15 protein-coding genes and 1 pseudogene are annotated in these 16,541 nt (G+C 56.1%); 10 read left to right on the top strand and 6 right to left on the bottom strand.

Going from position 1 to position 16,541, the window contains the following annotated elements; translation table 11 throughout:
- Positions 1 to 186: 186 nt before the first annotated feature.
- The 4 genes from xylA to AC0TNG_RS02250 all read left to right on the top strand — a co-directional run bounded on the left by xylA (position 187) and on the right by AC0TNG_RS02250 (position 4,588).
- On the top strand, positions 187 to 1,509 hold the full coding sequence (gene xylA / locus AC0TNG_RS02265) for a xylose isomerase (RefSeq protein ID WP_090420479.1): 1,323 nt from the start codon (positions 187 to 189) through the stop codon (positions 1,507 to 1,509).
- 61 nt (positions 1,510 to 1,570) lie between these two features.
- Complete coding sequence (gene xylB, locus AC0TNG_RS02260) at positions 1,571 to 3,025, top strand: xylulokinase (RefSeq protein WP_267217746.1); 1,455 nt, start codon at positions 1,571 to 1,573, stop codon at positions 3,023 to 3,025.
- A gap of 103 nt (positions 3,026 to 3,128) precedes the next feature.
- Positions 3,129 to 3,668 carry a cysteine hydrolase family protein gene (locus AC0TNG_RS02255; RefSeq protein WP_267217747.1) on the top strand — a complete coding sequence of 180 codons (540 nt, stop codon included), beginning with the start codon at positions 3,129 to 3,131 and terminating at the stop codon, positions 3,666 to 3,668.
- Positions 3,668 to 4,588: a GlxA family transcriptional regulator gene (locus AC0TNG_RS02250; RefSeq protein WP_473712719.1), complete on the top strand. Its 921-nt coding sequence runs from the start codon at positions 3,668 to 3,670 to the stop codon at positions 4,586 to 4,588. The genes AC0TNG_RS02255 and AC0TNG_RS02250 overlap by 1 nt, the downstream gene beginning before the upstream one ends.
- Here the strand turns inward: AC0TNG_RS02250 and AC0TNG_RS02245 are convergent.
- Positions 4,581 to 5,576 carry an acyltransferase gene (locus AC0TNG_RS02245; RefSeq protein WP_248166148.1) on the bottom strand — a complete coding sequence of 332 codons (996 nt, stop codon included), beginning with the start codon at positions 5,574 to 5,576 and terminating at the stop codon, positions 4,581 to 4,583. The genes AC0TNG_RS02250 and AC0TNG_RS02245 overlap by 8 nt on opposite strands.
- 183 nt (positions 5,577 to 5,759) lie before the next feature.
- Between AC0TNG_RS02245 and AC0TNG_RS02240 the strand changes: the two genes are divergently transcribed.
- The 3 genes from AC0TNG_RS02240 (at position 5,760) to glyS (ending at position 9,216) form a co-directional block, all read left to right on the top strand.
- The gene (locus tag AC0TNG_RS02240; RefSeq protein ID WP_024909071.1) at positions 5,760 to 6,065 is read left to right on the top strand and encodes a YsaB family lipoprotein; all 306 of its coding nucleotides are present in this window, start codon (positions 5,760 to 5,762) and stop codon (positions 6,063 to 6,065) included.
- A gap of 160 nt (positions 6,066 to 6,225) precedes the next feature.
- Positions 6,226 to 7,137, top strand: a complete 912-nt coding sequence (gene glyQ / locus AC0TNG_RS02235; RefSeq protein ID WP_003860141.1) for a glycine--tRNA ligase subunit alpha — start codon at positions 6,226 to 6,228, stop codon at positions 7,135 to 7,137.
- Positions 7,138 to 7,146: 9 nt separating this feature from the next.
- Positions 7,147 to 9,216 (top strand): glycine--tRNA ligase subunit beta, encoded by a 2,070-nt coding sequence (gene glyS / locus AC0TNG_RS02230; protein WP_473712718.1) that lies wholly within the window; start codon positions 7,147 to 7,149, stop codon positions 9,214 to 9,216.
- Positions 9,217 to 9,309: 93 nt separating this feature from the next.
- Here the strand turns inward: glyS and AC0TNG_RS02225 are convergent, their stop codons facing one another.
- Together AC0TNG_RS02225 and AC0TNG_RS02220 are read right to left on the bottom strand one after the other, a co-directional pair.
- Entirely contained in the window at positions 9,310 to 9,687 is a 378-nt protein-coding gene (locus tag AC0TNG_RS02225; RefSeq protein WP_473712737.1) for a hypothetical protein, read from the bottom strand.
- Positions 9,648 to 9,827, bottom strand: a pseudogene (locus AC0TNG_RS02220) (hypothetical protein); the annotation flags it as partial. The pseudogene AC0TNG_RS02220 and the gene AC0TNG_RS02225, both read right to left, overlap by 40 nt.
- Before the next feature lie 842 nt (positions 9,828 to 10,669).
- Here AC0TNG_RS02220 and AC0TNG_RS02215 point away from each other — a divergent pair.
- Positions 10,670 to 12,289 carry an ABC-F family ATP-binding cassette domain-containing protein gene (locus AC0TNG_RS02215; RefSeq protein ID WP_473712716.1) on the top strand — a complete coding sequence of 540 codons (1,620 nt, stop codon included), beginning with the start codon at positions 10,670 to 10,672 and terminating at the stop codon, positions 12,287 to 12,289.
- A 39-nt stretch (positions 12,290 to 12,328) separates the two neighbouring features.
- Here AC0TNG_RS02215 and AC0TNG_RS02210 read toward each other — a convergent pair whose 3' ends face one another.
- A complete protein-coding gene (locus tag AC0TNG_RS02210; protein ID WP_008502755.1) occupies positions 12,329 to 12,616 on the bottom strand; it encodes an HTH-type transcriptional regulator in 288 nt (95 codons plus the stop codon).
- A 331-nt stretch (positions 12,617 to 12,947) separates the two neighbouring features.
- Here AC0TNG_RS02210 and AC0TNG_RS02205 point away from each other — a divergent pair, with 331 nt between their 5' ends.
- Together AC0TNG_RS02205 and cspE are read left to right on the top strand one after the other, a co-directional pair.
- Complete coding sequence (locus AC0TNG_RS02205) at positions 12,948 to 13,658, top strand: DUF3053 domain-containing protein (protein WP_024909075.1); 711 nt, start codon at positions 12,948 to 12,950, stop codon at positions 13,656 to 13,658.
- 245 nt (positions 13,659 to 13,903) lie between these two features.
- Positions 13,904 to 14,116, top strand: a complete 213-nt coding sequence (gene cspE / locus AC0TNG_RS02200) for a transcription antiterminator/RNA stability regulator CspE (protein ID WP_003860775.1) — start codon at positions 13,904 to 13,906, stop codon at positions 14,114 to 14,116.
- 58 nt (positions 14,117 to 14,174) lie between these two features.
- Here cspE and ghrB read toward each other — a convergent pair whose 3' ends face one another.
- Both ghrB and AC0TNG_RS02190 read right to left on the bottom strand, forming a co-directional pair.
- Complete coding sequence (gene ghrB, locus AC0TNG_RS02195) at positions 14,175 to 15,149, bottom strand: glyoxylate/hydroxypyruvate reductase GhrB (RefSeq protein ID WP_061716178.1); 975 nt, start codon at positions 15,147 to 15,149, stop codon at positions 14,175 to 14,177.
- 26 nt (positions 15,150 to 15,175) lie between these two features.
- Complete coding sequence (locus AC0TNG_RS02190) at positions 15,176 to 16,456, bottom strand: MFS transporter (RefSeq protein ID WP_061716177.1); 1,281 nt, start codon at positions 16,454 to 16,456, stop codon at positions 15,176 to 15,178.
- Between the last annotated feature and the right edge of the window lie 85 nt (positions 16,457 to 16,541).

Genomic DNA, 16,541 nt, shown 5'->3' with positions numbered 1-16,541 from the left:
AATTACATTTGATTCTGGAATACGCGCCGAGAAATAGTTTGTCTGCGCATTATTTTGCGAGCCAGCGCACAGTTGTGCATTCTCTCAATAGCAGTGTGAAATAACGTAATTGAGCAACCCAAAATGTCTATTCACTATTACTCCTGTATCAACGACTCGCCGCATACCCTGATTATGGAGCTCAATATGCAAGCTTATTTCGACCAACTCGATCGTGTTCGTTACGAAGGCCCAAAAACGACCAATCCTTTAGCATTTCGTCACTACAACCCGGATGAGCTGGTGCTGGGTAAGCGCATGGAAGATCATCTGCGCTTTGCCGCCTGTTACTGGCATACCTTCTGCTGGAACGGCGCCGATATGTTCGGCGTGGGTTCCTTTGACCGCCCGTGGCAGCAGCCGGGTGAGGCCCTTGAACTGGCGAAACGCAAAGCCGATGTCGCGTTTGAGTTCTTCCACAAGCTGAACGTGCCGTACTACTGCTTCCATGACGTGGACGTGTCACCGGAAGGCGCATCGCTGAAAGAGTATCTGAACAATTTTGCGCAGATGGTGGATGTACTGGCGGCGAAACAGCAGCAAAGCGGCGTGAAGCTGCTGTGGGGCACGGCAAACTGCTTTACCAACCCACGCTACGGCGCGGGCGCGGCAACCAACCCGGATCCAGAAGTGTTTAGCTGGGCGGCCACGCAGGTGGTGACGGCAATGAACGCCACGCATCAGTTGGGCGGTGAAAACTATGTCCTGTGGGGCGGACGTGAAGGCTATGAAACCCTGCTCAACACCGACCTGCGTCAGGAGCGCGAGCAGATTGGCCGATTTATGCAGATGGTTGTCGACCATAAGCACAAAATCGGCTTCCGCGGCACGCTGCTGATCGAGCCGAAGCCGCAGGAACCGACGAAGCACCAGTATGACTATGACGTGGCGACGGTGTATGGCTTCCTGAAGCAGTTCGGTCTGGAAAAAGAGATCAAAGTGAACATTGAAGCCAACCACGCCACGCTGGCGGGCCACTCTTTCCACCATGAGATCGCGTCTGCGATTGCGCTGGGCATCTTTGGCTCGGTCGATGCTAACCGCGGCGACGCGCAGCTGGGCTGGGACACAGACCAGTTCCCGAACAGCGTGGAAGAGAATGCGCTGGTGATGTACGAAATCATCAAAGCGGGTGGTTTCACTACCGGCGGCCTGAACTTTGACGCCAAAGTGCGTCGCCAGAGCACCGACAAATACGATCTGTTCTACGGCCACATTGGCGCGATGGACACCATGGCGCTGGCGCTGAAAGTGGCGGCACGTATGATTGAAGACGGCGAGCTCGATAAACGCGTGGCGAAGCGTTACAGCGGCTGGAACAGTGAGCTGGGCCAGCAAATTTTGAAAGGTCAGTTATCACTTGCGGAGATCGCGAAGTACGCTGAACAACATCAGCTGGCACCGCAGCACCAGAGCGGGCACCAGGAGCTGTTGGAAAATCTGGTCAATCACTACCTGTTCGATAAATAACAGCACGTAGGCCCGGTAAGCGTTAGCGCCACCGGGCATTTCTGTTAAAGGAGTCACCGTAATGTATATCGGGATCGATCTTGGCACATCGGGTGTGAAAGCCATCCTGTTAAGCGAACAGGGCGAGGTGTTAGCAACGCAGACGGAAAAGCTGCAGGTTTCACGTCCGCATCCGCTGTGGTCGGAACAGGACCCGGAGCAGTGGTGGCAGGCAACGGATCGTGCAATCAAGGCGTTAGGTGAACAGCATTCTCTGCGTGATGTGAAAGCGTTGGGGATTGCCGGGCAAATGCACGGTGCAACCTTGCTGGACAGCGAGCATCGCGTGTTGCGACCCGCCATTCTCTGGAACGATGGCCGCTGTGCAGAAGAGTGCGCGCTTCTTGAGGCGCGTGTACCCACGTCTCGTGAGATCACCGGCAACCTGATGATGCCCGGCTTTACCGCCCCCAAGCTGCTGTGGGTGCAGCGACACGAGCCGGATATTTTCCGACAGGTGGCGAAAGTCCTGCTACCGAAAGACTATCTGCGCTTTCGTATGACGGGCGATTTTGCTTCCGACATGTCCGATGCCGCCGGCACGATGTGGCTCGACGTGGCGAAACGTGACTGGAGCGAGGCGATGCTGGATGCCTGCCACCTGACCCGTGAACACATGCCCGCGCTGTTCGAAGGTAGCGAGGTAACAGGCACACTGCTGCCAGACGTTGCGGAACGCTGGAATATGCCTGCTGTACCGGTGGTTGCCGGGGGCGGTGACAACGCTGCGGGTGCCGTGGGCGTCGGCATGGTTGAGGCAGGGCAGGCGATGCTGTCTCTGGGAACCTCTGGCGTCTATTTTGCCGTCAGCGACGGCTATCGCAGTAATCCCGAAAGCGCTGTGCACAGTTTCTGTCATGCGCTTCCGGGAAAATGGCATTTGATGTCGGTGATGCTGAGTGCAGCGTCGTGCCTGGACTGGGCGGCGAAGCTGACCGGGATGGCTGATGTTCCTGCGTTGATTGCCGCAGCACAGCAGGCGGATGACGCTGCGGGTGCCGTCTGGTTTTTACCGTATCTTTCTGGAGAACGTACGCCGCACAACAACCCGGAAGCGAAAGGGGTATTCTTTGGCTTAACCCATCAGCATGGCCCGGCAGAACTGGCGCGTGCGGTTCTGGAAGGGGTGGGGTATGCGCTGGCCGACGGGATGGACGTGGTCCATGACTGCGGCCTGAAACCCGCAAGCGTCACCCTGATTGGCGGCGGTGCGCGAAGCCCTTACTGGCGACAAATGCTGTCGGATATCAGCGGGTTGCAGCTGGATTTTCGTACGGGAGGGGATGTTGGCCCCGCGCTCGGCGCCGCGCGTCTGGCGCAGATAGCCATTCATCCGGAACAACCGCTTTCGCAACTGCTGCCGCAGCTTACCCTTGAGCAGGCGCATTTCCCTGACGCGGCAAACCATGCGCGGTACGCGGAAAGGCGCGCGGTATTCCGTAAAATCTATCAGCAGCTGCTGCCGCTGATGTCGTAAACACGCTTGTCCGACCGCGGCACGAGGATGTCCTTTTTTGGTCTGTGCGTGCCTTTATTTCCTTGCCAGTATGGTGTCACACCCACTGGCGAGGAGATCCACCATGTCACGCATTGCACTCATCAATATTGATACTCAGCAGTCGTTCCATCATCGCAATTACTGGCAGGAGGACGATATTCCTGCCTTTCAGCAGGCGATGCTGGGGCTGATTGAAGGCTGCCAGGCGCGCAATATTCCGGTCGTTGATATTTTTCATGTGGATGAAGACGGTCCCTTTACCCTGGAGAGCGGCTTTGTCAAACCGATGGCCTTTTTACGTCATCAGCCGGATGTAGTTTTCCAGAAACACGTCCATAATGCCTTCACGGATACCGGGCTCGATCGCTGGCTGCGCGAGCGTGATATCAACCAGCTGATTATCTGCGGCATTCGCACTGAGCAATGCTGCGAAACCACCGCCCGGGTGGCATCCGATCTGGGCTATGCTGTGACCTTTGTCAGTGAGGCAACGCTGACGTTTCCGATGACGTACAGGGGCATTACCCTGAGCGCAGCGGAAATTCGCCACCGTACCGAGACGGTACTTTCGGGGCGTTTTGCCGAGATTAAAACGGTAGCGGAGACGCTGGAGTCCCTGTAATGAGCATCGACGTTTGGTTCGTGATGTTGCCCGGTGTGCTGTCATTAGACATGACCGGCCCGGCAGAGACCTTTGTGCTGGCTGGCGACGCGTTTCGTCTGCATTACATCGGCCCGCAACCGGAGGTTCCGACGTCGATAGGCCTGACGATGAGCGGCATCCAGCCGTTACCGGAAAGGCTTCCTGAGGGGAGCCTGCTGGTATTGCCCGGCGTGAGCGACTCCCGCAGTCAGTTTTCGACACCACAGGCGTTACAGATACAGCACTGGCTGATGCGCCTGCAGCCGGTCATTCAGCGCCGGGATATCACGGTGATGTGCGTCTGTTCCGGAGCCTTACTGGCGGCGAAGTCGGGCCTGCTGAACAATCGGCAGTGCACCACCCACCATGACGTTATCAGCCGTTTACGCACCGCAGCACCCACGGCGACGATTAAAGAAAACCGCATCTTTGTGCAGGACGAGAACATCTGGACCAGCGCGGGGATCACGTCGGGCATCGATCTGACGCTGCATATGATTAACCGCCTGTGCGGTCCCGAAAAGGCGCTGACCGTGGCGCGTGAGATGGTGGTCTGGTTCCGCCGTTCCGGTGACGATCCCCAGCTATCTCCGTGGCTACGCTACCGCAATCATCTTCATCCGGCGATTCATCGGGCGCAGGATGCGCTCACCGCCGAGCCGCAAAAAACGTGGAGTTTGCCTGACATTGCCGCACTGGCGCACGTCAGCCCGCGTCATCTCACCCGGCTTTTCCAGTCACATTTAGGCATTAGCGTTCGCGATTATCTGGAGCAGCTGCGTCTGGCGGTGGCGGAGCAATGGCTATTGCAGGGGCGCGGCGTGGAGCAGGCTTCACTGGCGGCAGGGTTTTCCTCCCCGCGCCAGTACCATCGCGCCCGACAGCGAAGCATTAGCTGACGAAGCGGCGAGCGTCGATTTTTTGCAGCAGCATCGACAGCAGCAGGCTGATCGCCAGCGTGGCGGCAAAAATCCAGACGATATCCAGCGCCGGCCAGCTTTTTAGCTCAATACCTCTCGTGCGCAGCGCGTGGATCACCAGCGCGTGAAAACCGTAAATCCCGAGAGAGTGCCGCGAGATAAGACTCAGCACGGGCAGGGGACGCGCGTTCAGGGTGTTTTTGGCGAGCGTGAGCAGCGAGACGGCACAGATAAAGACCATCGGCCCGCAATACAGATACCAGGTATCGGCAAAATTGCCGCGCCACTGCAGCTCGTGCAGCGTCCCGCGTGAAATCACCGCCACCCCAGCGATAAACAGCGCCCCGCAGAGCCAGTTCAGACCGCGTTTTTGCGTATCCATCATCCCGATGGCACGCCCCAGCATGCCGTAAAGCACGTAGTAAAAAGTATCGCCGTTGATATAGAGATTGACCGGCAGCCACTCAAATCCGTCGATTTTCTGTGAGAGCGTATTCGGGTTGGCAATAATGCCAGCCACCACCATCAGGGCCAGCAGCATTTTACCGCTGACGTTTTTTACCTGGATGAGCGGGGAGACCAGATAGATAACGATAATGGCGAAGAAGAACCACAGGTGATAGAACACCGGTTTTTGCAGCACGTATTTCAGCGATAGTCCGGCGTTTATTGAGGTGAACAGAGTGATATAGAGCAAGGCAACGGCACTGTAGAACCCCAGGCAGGCCGCGATGCGGATGAAGTGCCTCGGCTGCGCGCTGCGCTCGCCAAAAAAGAGAAAGCCGGAAATCATAAAGAACAGCGGCACGCTGACGCGCGACGCAGAGTTGAGAATATTGGCGATATCCCAGTTAACGGGGCTGATGCTGTGCGCATTCGTGACATACCAGGTCGTCGTGTGGATCATGACCACCATCAGACAGGCTATTCCTCGCAGGTTATCAATCCAGTTAATTTTTGACTGCATCAGTTCCTCGTATTCCCTGTAAATTGAGTGTGACTCCCATTGTCCAAATGTCTTCGTTTGGAAAATTCTGAGTTTTATTCCGCAGGCTTGTCGGGAGGCCACGAGATTCGCAGAATGCCGGACCATAATCTATAAAAGCGTTGATACTAAAAATAACAGCCACTGACCAGGGCGGTAATAAAAATGATGATGAAGCGTGTGGCGTCACTCTTTCTGCTGTTGATCCTGGCGGGATGCAGTGCGCCACAGGAAGCCCCTGTGCAAAAAGCGCAGCAGGGTAAAATGAGCCCGGAACGTTCACTGAATATGGAAGCGCTCTGTAAAGATCGGGCTGCTCGCCGCTATAACTCGGACGTGCAGAAAATTGACGTTACCGGCTTCGAACGTTTTCAGGGCAGCTATGAGCTGCGGGGCCATACGTCGCGCAAAGAGGGCTTTGTCTGCTCGTTTGATGCGGACGGTCAGTTTTTACACCTCTCCATGCGTTAGTCTGCTCGTATAATCAACAGCCAGACGCCGTCAGCGTTCTGGCTGGAAGGCTTATTTCCCAATTTTCCCTAAACAACCCCGTTTCGTACTGTATATCTTGCAGCCAGCGGGTATACTGGTCCCTTCCATTTAAAACCACACGTATCCAGCACGAAATACTATGCAAAAGTTTGATACCAAGACCTTCCAGGGCCTGATCCTGACCTTACAGGATTACTGGGCTCGTCAGGGCTGTACCATTGTTCAACCTTTGGACATGGAAGTCGGCGCCGGCACTTCACACCCGATGACCAGCTTACGCGCGTTGGGTCCAGAGCCAATGGCGACTGCTTATGTGCAGCCTTCCCGTCGTCCGACCGATGGTCGTTACGGTGAGAACCCGAACCGTCTGCAGCATTACTATCAGTTCCAGGTGGTGATTAAGCCATCACCCGACAACATTCAGGAACTGTACCTCGGGTCGCTGAAAGAGCTGGGTATGGATCCAACCATCCACGACATCCGTTTCGTGGAAGATAACTGGGAAAACCCAACGCTGGGTGCCTGGGGTCTGGGTTGGGAAGTGTGGCTGAACGGCATGGAAGTGACCCAGTTCACCTACTTCCAGCAGGTGGGTGGTCTGGAATGTAAGCCGATCACCGGTGAAATCACCTACGGTCTGGAACGTCTGGCGATGTACATTCAGGGCGTAGACAGCGTTTACGACCTGGTCTGGAGCGACGGCCCGCTGGGTAAAACCACCTACGGCGACGTGTTCCATCAGAACGAAGTGGAGCAATCCACCTATAACTTCGAATACGCGGACGTGGACTTCCTGTTCACCTGCTTCGAGCAGTATGAGAAAGAAGCGCAGCAGCTGCTGGCGCTGGAGACTCCGCTGCCGCTGCCTGCCTACGAGCGTATTCTGAAGGCCGCCCACAGCTTCAACCTGCTGGACGCCCGCAAAGCCATCTCCGTGACTGAACGTCAGCGCTACATCCTGCGTATTCGTACCCTGACCAAAGCCGTTGCAGAAGCTTACTACGCGTCCCGTGAAGCCCTTGGCTTCCCGATGTGCAACCGAAACAAATAAGAGGCGGCCATGTCTGAGAAAACTTTCCTGGTGGAAATCGGCACCGAAGAGCTGCCACCAAAAGCCCTGCGCAGCCTGGCTGAATCTTTCGCTGCGAACGTGACTGCCGAGCTGGATAACGCTGGCCTGGCACACGGTAACATTGAGTGGTTTGCTGCACCGCGCCGTCTGGCGCTGAAAGTGGCAAATCTGGCGGCGTCTCAGCCGGATCGCGAAGTCGAAAAACGTGGCCCGGCGATTGCCCAGGCCTTTGACGCGGAAGGCAAACCGAGCAAAGCGGCTGAAGGCTGGGCGCGCGGCTGCGGCATCACCGTTGATCAGGCCGAGCGTTTGACCACGGATAAAGGCGAGTGGCTGCTGTACCGTGCGCACGTGAAGGGCGAAAGCGCGGAAGCGCTGCTGCCGGACATGATTGCCACGTCTCTGGCGAAGCTGCCGATTCCTAAGCTGATGCGCTGGGGCGCGTCTGACGTGCACTTCGTGCGTCCGGTTCACACCGTGACCCTGCTGCTGGGCGACACCGTTATTCCGGCCACCATTCTGGGCGTGGCGTCCGATCGCGTGATCCGCGGCCACCGCTTTATGGGCGAGCCTGAGTTCACTATCGACAATGCCGACCAGTATCCGCAAATCCTGCTGGAGCGCGGTAAAGTTATTGCCGACTACGAACAGCGTAAAGCCAAAATCAAAGCGGACGCCGAAGAAGCGGCGCGCCAGATTGGCGGTAACGCCGACCTGAGCGAAAGCCTGCTGGAAGAAGTGACCTCTCTGGTTGAATGGCCGGTTGTGCTGACCGCGAAGTTTGAAGAGAAATTCCTGGCCGTACCGGCTGAAGCGCTGGTGTACACCATGAAGGGTGACCAGAAGTATTTCCCGGTCTACGCCAACGACGGCAAGCTGCTGCCGAACTTCATCTTCGTGGCGAACATCGAATCGAAAGATCCGATCCAGATTATCTCCGGTAACGAGAAGGTCGTGCGTCCACGTCTGGCGGATGCCGAGTTCTTCTTCAATACCGACCGTAAAAAGCGTCTGGAAGATAACCTGCCGCGCCTGCAGACCGTGCTGTTCCAGCAGCAGCTGGGGACGCTGCGCGACAAGACCGACCGCATTGCGGAGCTGTCCGGCTGGATTGCCCGTGAAATTGGTGCGGACGTTAACCACGCGACGCGTGCGGGTCTGCTGTCCAAGTGCGACCTGATGACCAACATGGTGTTCGAATTTACCGACACCCAGGGCGTGATGGGCATGCACTACGCGCGTCACGATGGCGAAGCGGAAGACGTGGCTGTGGCCCTGAACGAGCAGTATCAGCCGCGCTTTGCGGGTGACGAACTGCCGTCCAACCCGGTTGCCTGTGCCGTAGCGATTGCCGATAAGATGGACACCCTGGCGGGTATCTTCGGTATCGGTCAGCATCCGAAAGGCGATAAAGACCCGTTTGCGCTGCGTCGTGCTGCGCTGGGCGTGCTGCGTATTATCGTTGAGAAGAACCTGAACCTGGATCTGCAGACCCTGACCGAAGAAGCGGTGCGTCTGTACGGCGATAAGCTGACCAACGCGAACGTGGTGGATGACGTCATCGACTTCATGCTCGGTCGTTTCCGCGCCTGGTATCAGGACGAAGGTTACACCGTTGACACCATTCAGGCGGTGCTGGCGCGTCGTCCGACCCGTCCGGCTGATTTCGATGCGCGTATGAAGGCGGTTTCCCACTTCCGTACGCTGGAAGCAGCATCTGCCCTGGCCGCGGCCAACAAGCGTGTATCCAACATTCTGGCGAAATCCGACGAGACGCTGAACGAGCGCGTAAACGCCGCGACGCTGAAAGAGCCGGAAGAGATCGCTCTGGCGATGCAGGTTGTGGTGCTGCGCGACAAGCTCGAGCCGGTCTTCGCGGAAGGTCGCTACCAGGAAGCGCTGGTGGAGCTGGCCGAGCTGCGTGACGTTATCGACGCCTTCTTCGAGAAAGTGATGGTGAACGTAGAAGATAAAGAGCTGCGCGTTAACCGTCTCTCTATGCTCGAGAAACTGCGTGAGCTGTTCCTGCGCGTGGCGGATATTTCGCTGCTGCAGTAATGTGCCCGTTGTGACAAATGCTAAAAACCCGCTTCGGCGGGTTTTTTTATGGGGCTTTCGTAGGCCGGATAAGCACAGCGCCATCCGGCAGGTTTAGCCGATCGCGATTGTGCCTTCGTCTGTCTGCAGCCAGCGCGGTGCCTTCAGCGTATCAGCAAAGTAGCTGACCAGCTCGCACAGCAAATCTTCCATCACGATTTCAGTTTGTCGCGGCAGTGAGCCGTTCATCAGCATCTGCGTAAGCTCCTGACAGTAGCGCCCCAGCTGATCGCATTCGGGTTCGAAAGCCGGAACGCGTGACGGGAGTTCCTTCACGGTCAGGCTGGCTTTTAAAGCGTCCGGAACAGGATCCAGAAGCGTGGGTTGCAGAAGATTCAGACAGGCATAAAGTCTGCCGTAAAGCGCCATTTTTGGGGCGGGTTCTTCGCAATCTACCAGTGCGTCGGTAAAACGTTCGCAGTTATCCGCCAGTTCGGTGAAGTCGGTGGCGTGGTTGAAGGGCAGGGTGAATAAAGAATGAGCTTGGGTTGGGGTAGTAGCCATATTGGCAGCCTCCGATAAGTGATAAAGCTTCCACCACCGGAAATGCTAACTTCGCTGGTGGTGGACTGAACAGAGTTAGCATTACCGGCCTTATCGGATACCGGCGCATCTTTCGATGCCCCTGCTCAGCCCACCATTGAGATGTAGCAAAGCATGCTGCACATAATGTGCCGCCGATAAGATAAGCCAGGATGCTAAACCCGGCACCTGATTTTGCAGGTGCAAAGAGAACTTACTGCTCATCAAGACAGGCGGCAATAGATTTGAGCTATGCCACTGAGAATATTACCATTTCTGGAAAGAGACTCGCAAAATTACCGCAATGAAAAGCATACTGCGGGCAGAGGTCTTACAGCGACGCTATGGTCCGGCTGTAAATCGCTGAGGCGTTTCCTGCAGGCCGGGGCGAGGCGCATGGATGCGCCGAGAGGGCGGGCTTTACAGGGATGTTACCTCCGCCCGTCCCCGATAAGCCGGAAGGAATAAGCCGAAGGTACCGCGTAGCGGCGATTTACCGCCGGGAGCCCGGGTAGCCAGGGTGGTGGCGACTGAGCCACCCTGGCACGTTCACGGGTATTGTTGTTACAGAGTAGCAAGGAACATAAAGTGAACGGAATGACCACCAGAGCCGTATGCTCCCCCTCACCCTAACCCTCTCCCCAAAGGGGCGAGGGGATTGTTCACTGCTCGCATTAATTTGTGGGGATCCCTCAGCCCAAAGGGAGAGGGAGTATAAGTCGCCCAAAATTTAACCTTGAAATGGTCAACCCATTACCGCTATCCTTATCCGCGTTAACTTTCTCGCGCTGGAGCGCCCCCCAAAAATGAACAAACACGACTGATGAATTTCGATCCTTGCTAAACGCTACCGCGTCGGCAGGGGATGTTTTGATTTCATTCAGGAGTGCTTATGGCTCATTTTGCGCAGTCCCCTTCTTTTATTTTGCATCAGGTCACCTGTCAGTTTCCGACGGGCGATATTCTTTTTGGTCCGCTGAATCTCACGCTGGAACCCTCCCTGTGCGCGCTGGTTGGCCGCAACGGCAGCGGGAAAACGCGTCTGCTGCGTCTGCTGGCGGGGATGGACGAACCGGCTACCGGTCATATTGAACGCTTTGGCTCGCATGCCTGGGTGGCGCAGCAGCACGCTATTTCTCCGCAGACGGCGCTGGCTGAACTGCTCGGGTATGACGCGATTTTTAAGGCGCGTAAGCGCATCGACAGCGGCGATTACCAGCCTGACGATCTGGCGTTGCTCGATGGCCACTGGGATGTCGCTGAGCGCCTGGGCGAGGCGTTTATGAATGCGCAGCTCCCACCGTTTGATCCGGATAAGCCCGCCATTGAACTCAGCGGCGGCGAGCGCATTCGCGCCCTGCTGTGTGGGGCGTTTACGGCGAAAGCGGATTTCCTGCTGCTGGACGAACCCACTAACCATCTTGATCGACAAGGCCGGGCGTGGTTCTACGACCAGTTGAGTCGGTATCAGGGCGGAGTACTGGTGGCCTCCCATGACCGTGAGTTACTGGCTCAGGTACCCCGTATCCTTGAGCTGAGCGCCTCGGGTCTGCGCAGCTACGGCGGGAATTATGCGGATTATCAAACCCAGCGCGATGCCGAACAGCAGGCGGCCCGCTCGGCGCTGGAACATGCGGCAACCGAGCGCAAGCGTACACGGGCACGGATGCAAAAAGAGCATGACGACAGCCAGCGGCGTTCGGCAAAGACATTGCGCACCGTCGATACCCTGAATATCGCGTCGTTCGAGCGGGTCAAATATAAAGGCGCGGCAAAGGAGCGGATCGGCTCCTGGAAAAAACAGCACAGCGAGCAAAATGAAGCGCTGAACGCCGCGGTTAACAAGGCGCGTGAACGCGTTGAAGACGATAACCCGGTCATGTTCACCCTGCCGGGGAGTCAGATCCCGGAGGGGAAGCAGGTATTGGTGCTGGAGGATCTGGTGCTGCCGCATGTGCCTGTTCCTCCGCTAAACTGGCGGATGGATGGACCGATGCGCGTGGCGTTAAAGGGGCCGAACGGCTGCGGAAAATCGACGCTGTTAAAAACCCTCCTCGGCGAGATTGTCCCCCATTCGGGTACCTGTAAGGTATCCGCCAGCTGCGCTTATCTCGACCAACATCTGTCCCGGCTCGATCTTTCGCAGTCGGTCATGACGCATCTCAACCTGAGTCATACGCCTCTGGAAGAGGGGGTATTGCGAACCCGTCTGGCGCAGCTTCAGCTGGGGGCTGACAAAGTGATGCTCCCGCTGGCGGAGCTCAGCGGCGGCGAGCGTCTTAAGGCCGCCCTGGCCTGCGTGCTGTGGCGCGCGGAGTCCACGCAGCTTCTGCTGCTGGATGAACCGACCAACCATCTGGATCTGGCCTCAGTCCAGGCCATTGAAGCCGCGCTGGCCGGTTTCCCCGGGGCTCTGCTGGTAGTATCACACGATGAGGCTTTTCTAAGAGGATTAACATTAACGCATGAGCTGGTGTGGGAAGAGGCGGGCTGGCGTTGTGATAGCCTTTAAAACACAAGCCCCCGCAAAGGCGGGGGCATTCAATCTTCACTACGCTATCTGTTTGCTGAGTGCAGGGTTGGCCTGAATCAGGCGCATCAGCCTTAACTCGGTTGGAGTGGGTTTCTCACGTTTTGACTCCCACTCCTGCACCATAGCCACGCTGACACCCATCGCTCTGGCGAATTCTTCCGTTTTCAGTCCTGTCCCTTTGCGCAATTGCTCATATTCTGTAAAGGGATTGGATTTTTGTTGCAGGGTAATCGTCTGCGGTACATCTTTAAAAATGATCTGTTCCAGACTGCTCAGCAGTTCAAACTCAGGATCTTTATATTCCATTGAGGACTCCTCTTAAATCTCACATCGTGATCAAGAACATCAGAGAGCCAATTAAGAATAGTCCCTAATACCAACCCAGGATCGTCACGGGTGTGATTAATCGTGCGGTCAAGCTCGCTTTACCCGATTCAGCGATATGGATAGTTATGCTAATTCCCTGATTAGTCATATGTCGGCTTCGCCAGGTATTTTTTTGTAAATGGTAAGAAATAAATCGGCAATAGCCGTTTTGCATGAAAAGAGTATCTTGCAAGGCTGACCTGGACTATCCTTGTCAGCGTCGGGCACGCGTGTGCCGGTGTGCGCTTTTTTGGGTGAAAGGAGTAATAAAATGGCGACAGGAAAGTCCTGCTCTCGCTGGTTTGCGCCTATTGCGGCGTTGTTGATGGTTGTTAGCCTGAGTGGGTGTTTTGATAAAGAAGGCGATCAGCGCAAAGCGTTTATCGATTTTCTGCAGAATACAGTGATGCGCAGCGGCGAACGGTTGCCGACGCTGACTGCGGATCAGAAAAAACAGTTTGGCCCCTTCGTGTCCGATTACGCCATTCTATATGGTTATTCACAGCAGGTGAGCCAGGCGATGGATTCCGGTATCCGTCCCGTGGTGGATAGCGTGAACGCCATTCGCGTTCCGCAGGATTATATGACGCAGCGTGAACCGCTTCGCCAGTCCAACGGTGCGCTTGGCGTGCTGAGCCAGCAGTTGCAGAATGCGAAAATGCAGGCTGACGCGTCACGTTCTGCGCTGAAGCAGGGCGACGATCTCAAACCGGTCTTCGACAAAGTGTATGAGAAAGTGGTGACCAAGCCGTCTGAAGCGCTGCAACCGCTGATCCCGGCCGCGCAAATCTTCACGCAGCAGCTGGTCCAGGTGGGTGACTTTATCGCCCAGCAGAATACGCAGGTGAGCTTTGTTGCCAACGGTATTCAGTTCCCGACCTCGCAGCAGGCAAGCCAGTACAATACGCTGATTGGGCCGCTGGCCTCCCAGCATCAGGCCTTTAGCCAGGCCTGGAGTGCCGCAGTCACTGCCACAGAATAAACCGAAAAACCCCGCTTCTGGCGGGGTTTTTTATGCATAGCGAAAATAACGCTTGTCATTCCTCTACCACATCGGTATAACTATCCCCGTCGGTTTGTTACACAGACCTAAAGCAGTTTAGTAAAGCAGTCCAGATTGTTATCCATAGATACCCTTCGTTGTGACCCTTCCTTCATCGCTTAAAAATCTGTAACGCAATCCATCAAGCCGGAAGGCACAATATATTTGTTAATAAGGTAATTTCTATGTCTGCTAAAATGACTGGTCTGGTTAAATGGTTCAACGCTGATAAAGGTTTCGGCTTCATCACTCCTGACGATGGCTCTAAAGACGTGTTCGTACACTTCTCTGCTATCCAGAACGATGGCTACAAATCTCTGGACGAAGGTCAGAAAGTGTCCTTCACCATCGAAAGCGGCGCTAAAGGCCCAGCAGCTGGTAACGTTGTAAGCCTGTAAGCTTCCAACCCAGTAGCACAAAATTCAAAAACCCGCCTTCTGGCGGGTTTTTTCGTTTCTATCGTTGCACCTGCGGGTTCACGCAGTTTATCTCCACCTTTCCGCTAAGGGCGGCGATGAGATTATCGACCGCAGTGGCCGCCATGTTGTAGCGCGTCTCATGGGTGGCTGAGCCGATGTGCGGCAGCGCAACCACGTTAGGCAGCGAAAGCAGTGGCGAATCCACCGGCAGCGGCTCCTGCTCAAAGACGTCCAGACCTGCTGCATGGATCTCACCTTTCTGCAGGGCCTCAATCAGCGCCTTCTCATCCACCACCGGGCCACGACCCGCGTTAATGAAAATGGCTGACTGCTTCATTTTCTTAAACGCTTCTTTGCCAATCAGATGACGGGTTTCGTCCGTCAGCGGCAGGACAAGGCAGACAAAATCGGCCTCCTGCAGCAGGGTATCCAGCTCGCAGTAACGGGCGTTGAAGCGTTCTTCGGCTTCACTGTGGTGGCGACGCGCGTTATACAGAATCGGCATGTTAAAACCAAAATGCGCGCGCTGCGCCAGTGCCAGCCCGATACGCCCCATACCGACAATGCCCAGCGTTTTACCGTGAACGTCCACGCCGAACCAGTCCGGACCAATGCTTTTTGTCCACTCGCCCGCTTTGACGCGCTCGGCGACTTCCACTACGCGACGGGCTGTGGTGAGCATCAGTGCCATCAGCGTGTCGGCCACGGTTTCCGTCAGGGCATGCGGCGTATGCATCAGCAGGATCTTGCGGACGTTAAGGGCGTCCACATCAAAGTTGTCGTAACCCACGGAAACGGTAGAGGTAGCACGAAGCTTCGGCATTTTCTCCAGCAGGGCGACATCCACTTTCTCGCTTGAACCCAGCAGGCCTTCGGCGCTGGCGAACGCGTCGGCGTGCTGTGCCACGGTTTCCGGGCGCAGGTTCTTCACCTGGGTGACGGTGAAGTGTTCTTCAAGACGTTTCTGCAGATCTTCCGGCAGTGCTTTATACAAAATGACGGACGGCTTCATGCTAATCTCCGTTGATTTTTAAGGATTCAGGCGTGTCGAGCGCCGACAGGGTGTTGTTGATTATTAGCAGGCTTAACAACCAGAGTAAGCCACACAGAGGCGAAAAGCGCCACCCCCATAAAGACGTACGATGCGGACGGACTGCCGGTAGCACCGTTCAGGTAACCGACGAACCAGGAGCCGCAGAACGAGCCCAGCGCCCCCATGCTGTTAATCAATGCCATTGCACCACCCGCAACGTTACGCGGCAGCATCTCCGGGATGATGGCAAAGAACGGTCCGTAAGGGGCGTACATGGCCGCACCGGCAATCACCAGCAGGGTATAAGAGGCCCAGAAATGGTTTGCGCCCACGGCCCAGGAGCCAATAAAGGCGAAGGCAGCAATCAGCAGCAGCGGCCAGACAAACAGCTTGCGGTTCTGCAGCTTGTCCGACGCCCAGGAAACGATAATCATCGCGATGGTTGCCGCCAGATACGGTACGGATGACAGCCAGCCTACTTCGACCATGCCGAGGTTTTCACCGCCGCTGCGGATAATGGACGGCAGCCACAGCACAAAACCGTACACGCCAATGCTCCAGGTAAAGTACTGCGCGCAGAGCAGGATCACGTTACGCGAGCGGAAGGCTTCACCATAGTTACGTACCGCCTTCAGACCTTGCTGTTCTTTGTCCAGCTGCGCCTGCAGCGCCGCTTTTTCATCTTCGGAAAGCCATTTCGCCTGGGCAGGTTTATCTTTCACCAGCACCCACCAGCAGAAGGCCCAGATAATCGCCGGCACCCCTTCGATGATAAACATTTCGCGCCAGCCGAAGGACTGGATCAGGTAGCCGGACACCACCGACATCCACAGTACCGTGACCGGGTTACCGAGGATCAGGAAGGTATTCGCGCGCGAGCGTTCAGATTTGGTAAACCAGTTGCTGATGTAGATCAGCATCGCGGGCATAACCGCCGCCTCAACGACGCCGAGGATAAAGCGAATGGCGGCCAGGGCAGGAATATTGTTCACCATGCCGGTCAGTGACGCGCAGGCGCCCCACAGGATCAGACAGATGAAGATCAGCTTACGCACGCTGCGGCGTTCCGCATAAATCGCGCCGGGGATCTGGAAGAAGAAGTAGCCCAGGAAGAAAAGGGCACCCAGCAGGGAGGAGATACCTTTTGTGATGCCAAGGTCCTCTGTGATCCCCGCCGCGGACGCGAAGCTGAAGTTGGCACGGTCAAGGTACGCCAGGCTGTACGTGATAAACACGATTGGCATGATGTACCACCAGCGTTTTACTGCATTGGTCGAACTGTTCATAGGCTTGCCTCTGTTGTTGAGGTTGTTACCGCCGTTGTCTGTAGGGTACACGGTGGCTTAATTATCTGGTGCGGCTTGTTGCCCT

Source organism: Enterobacter sp. PL_is514 (genome assembly GCF_055816715.1).
Note: the sequence above shows the minus strand (reverse complement) of the source record. Positions and strands in the feature narration are given on the sequence as shown.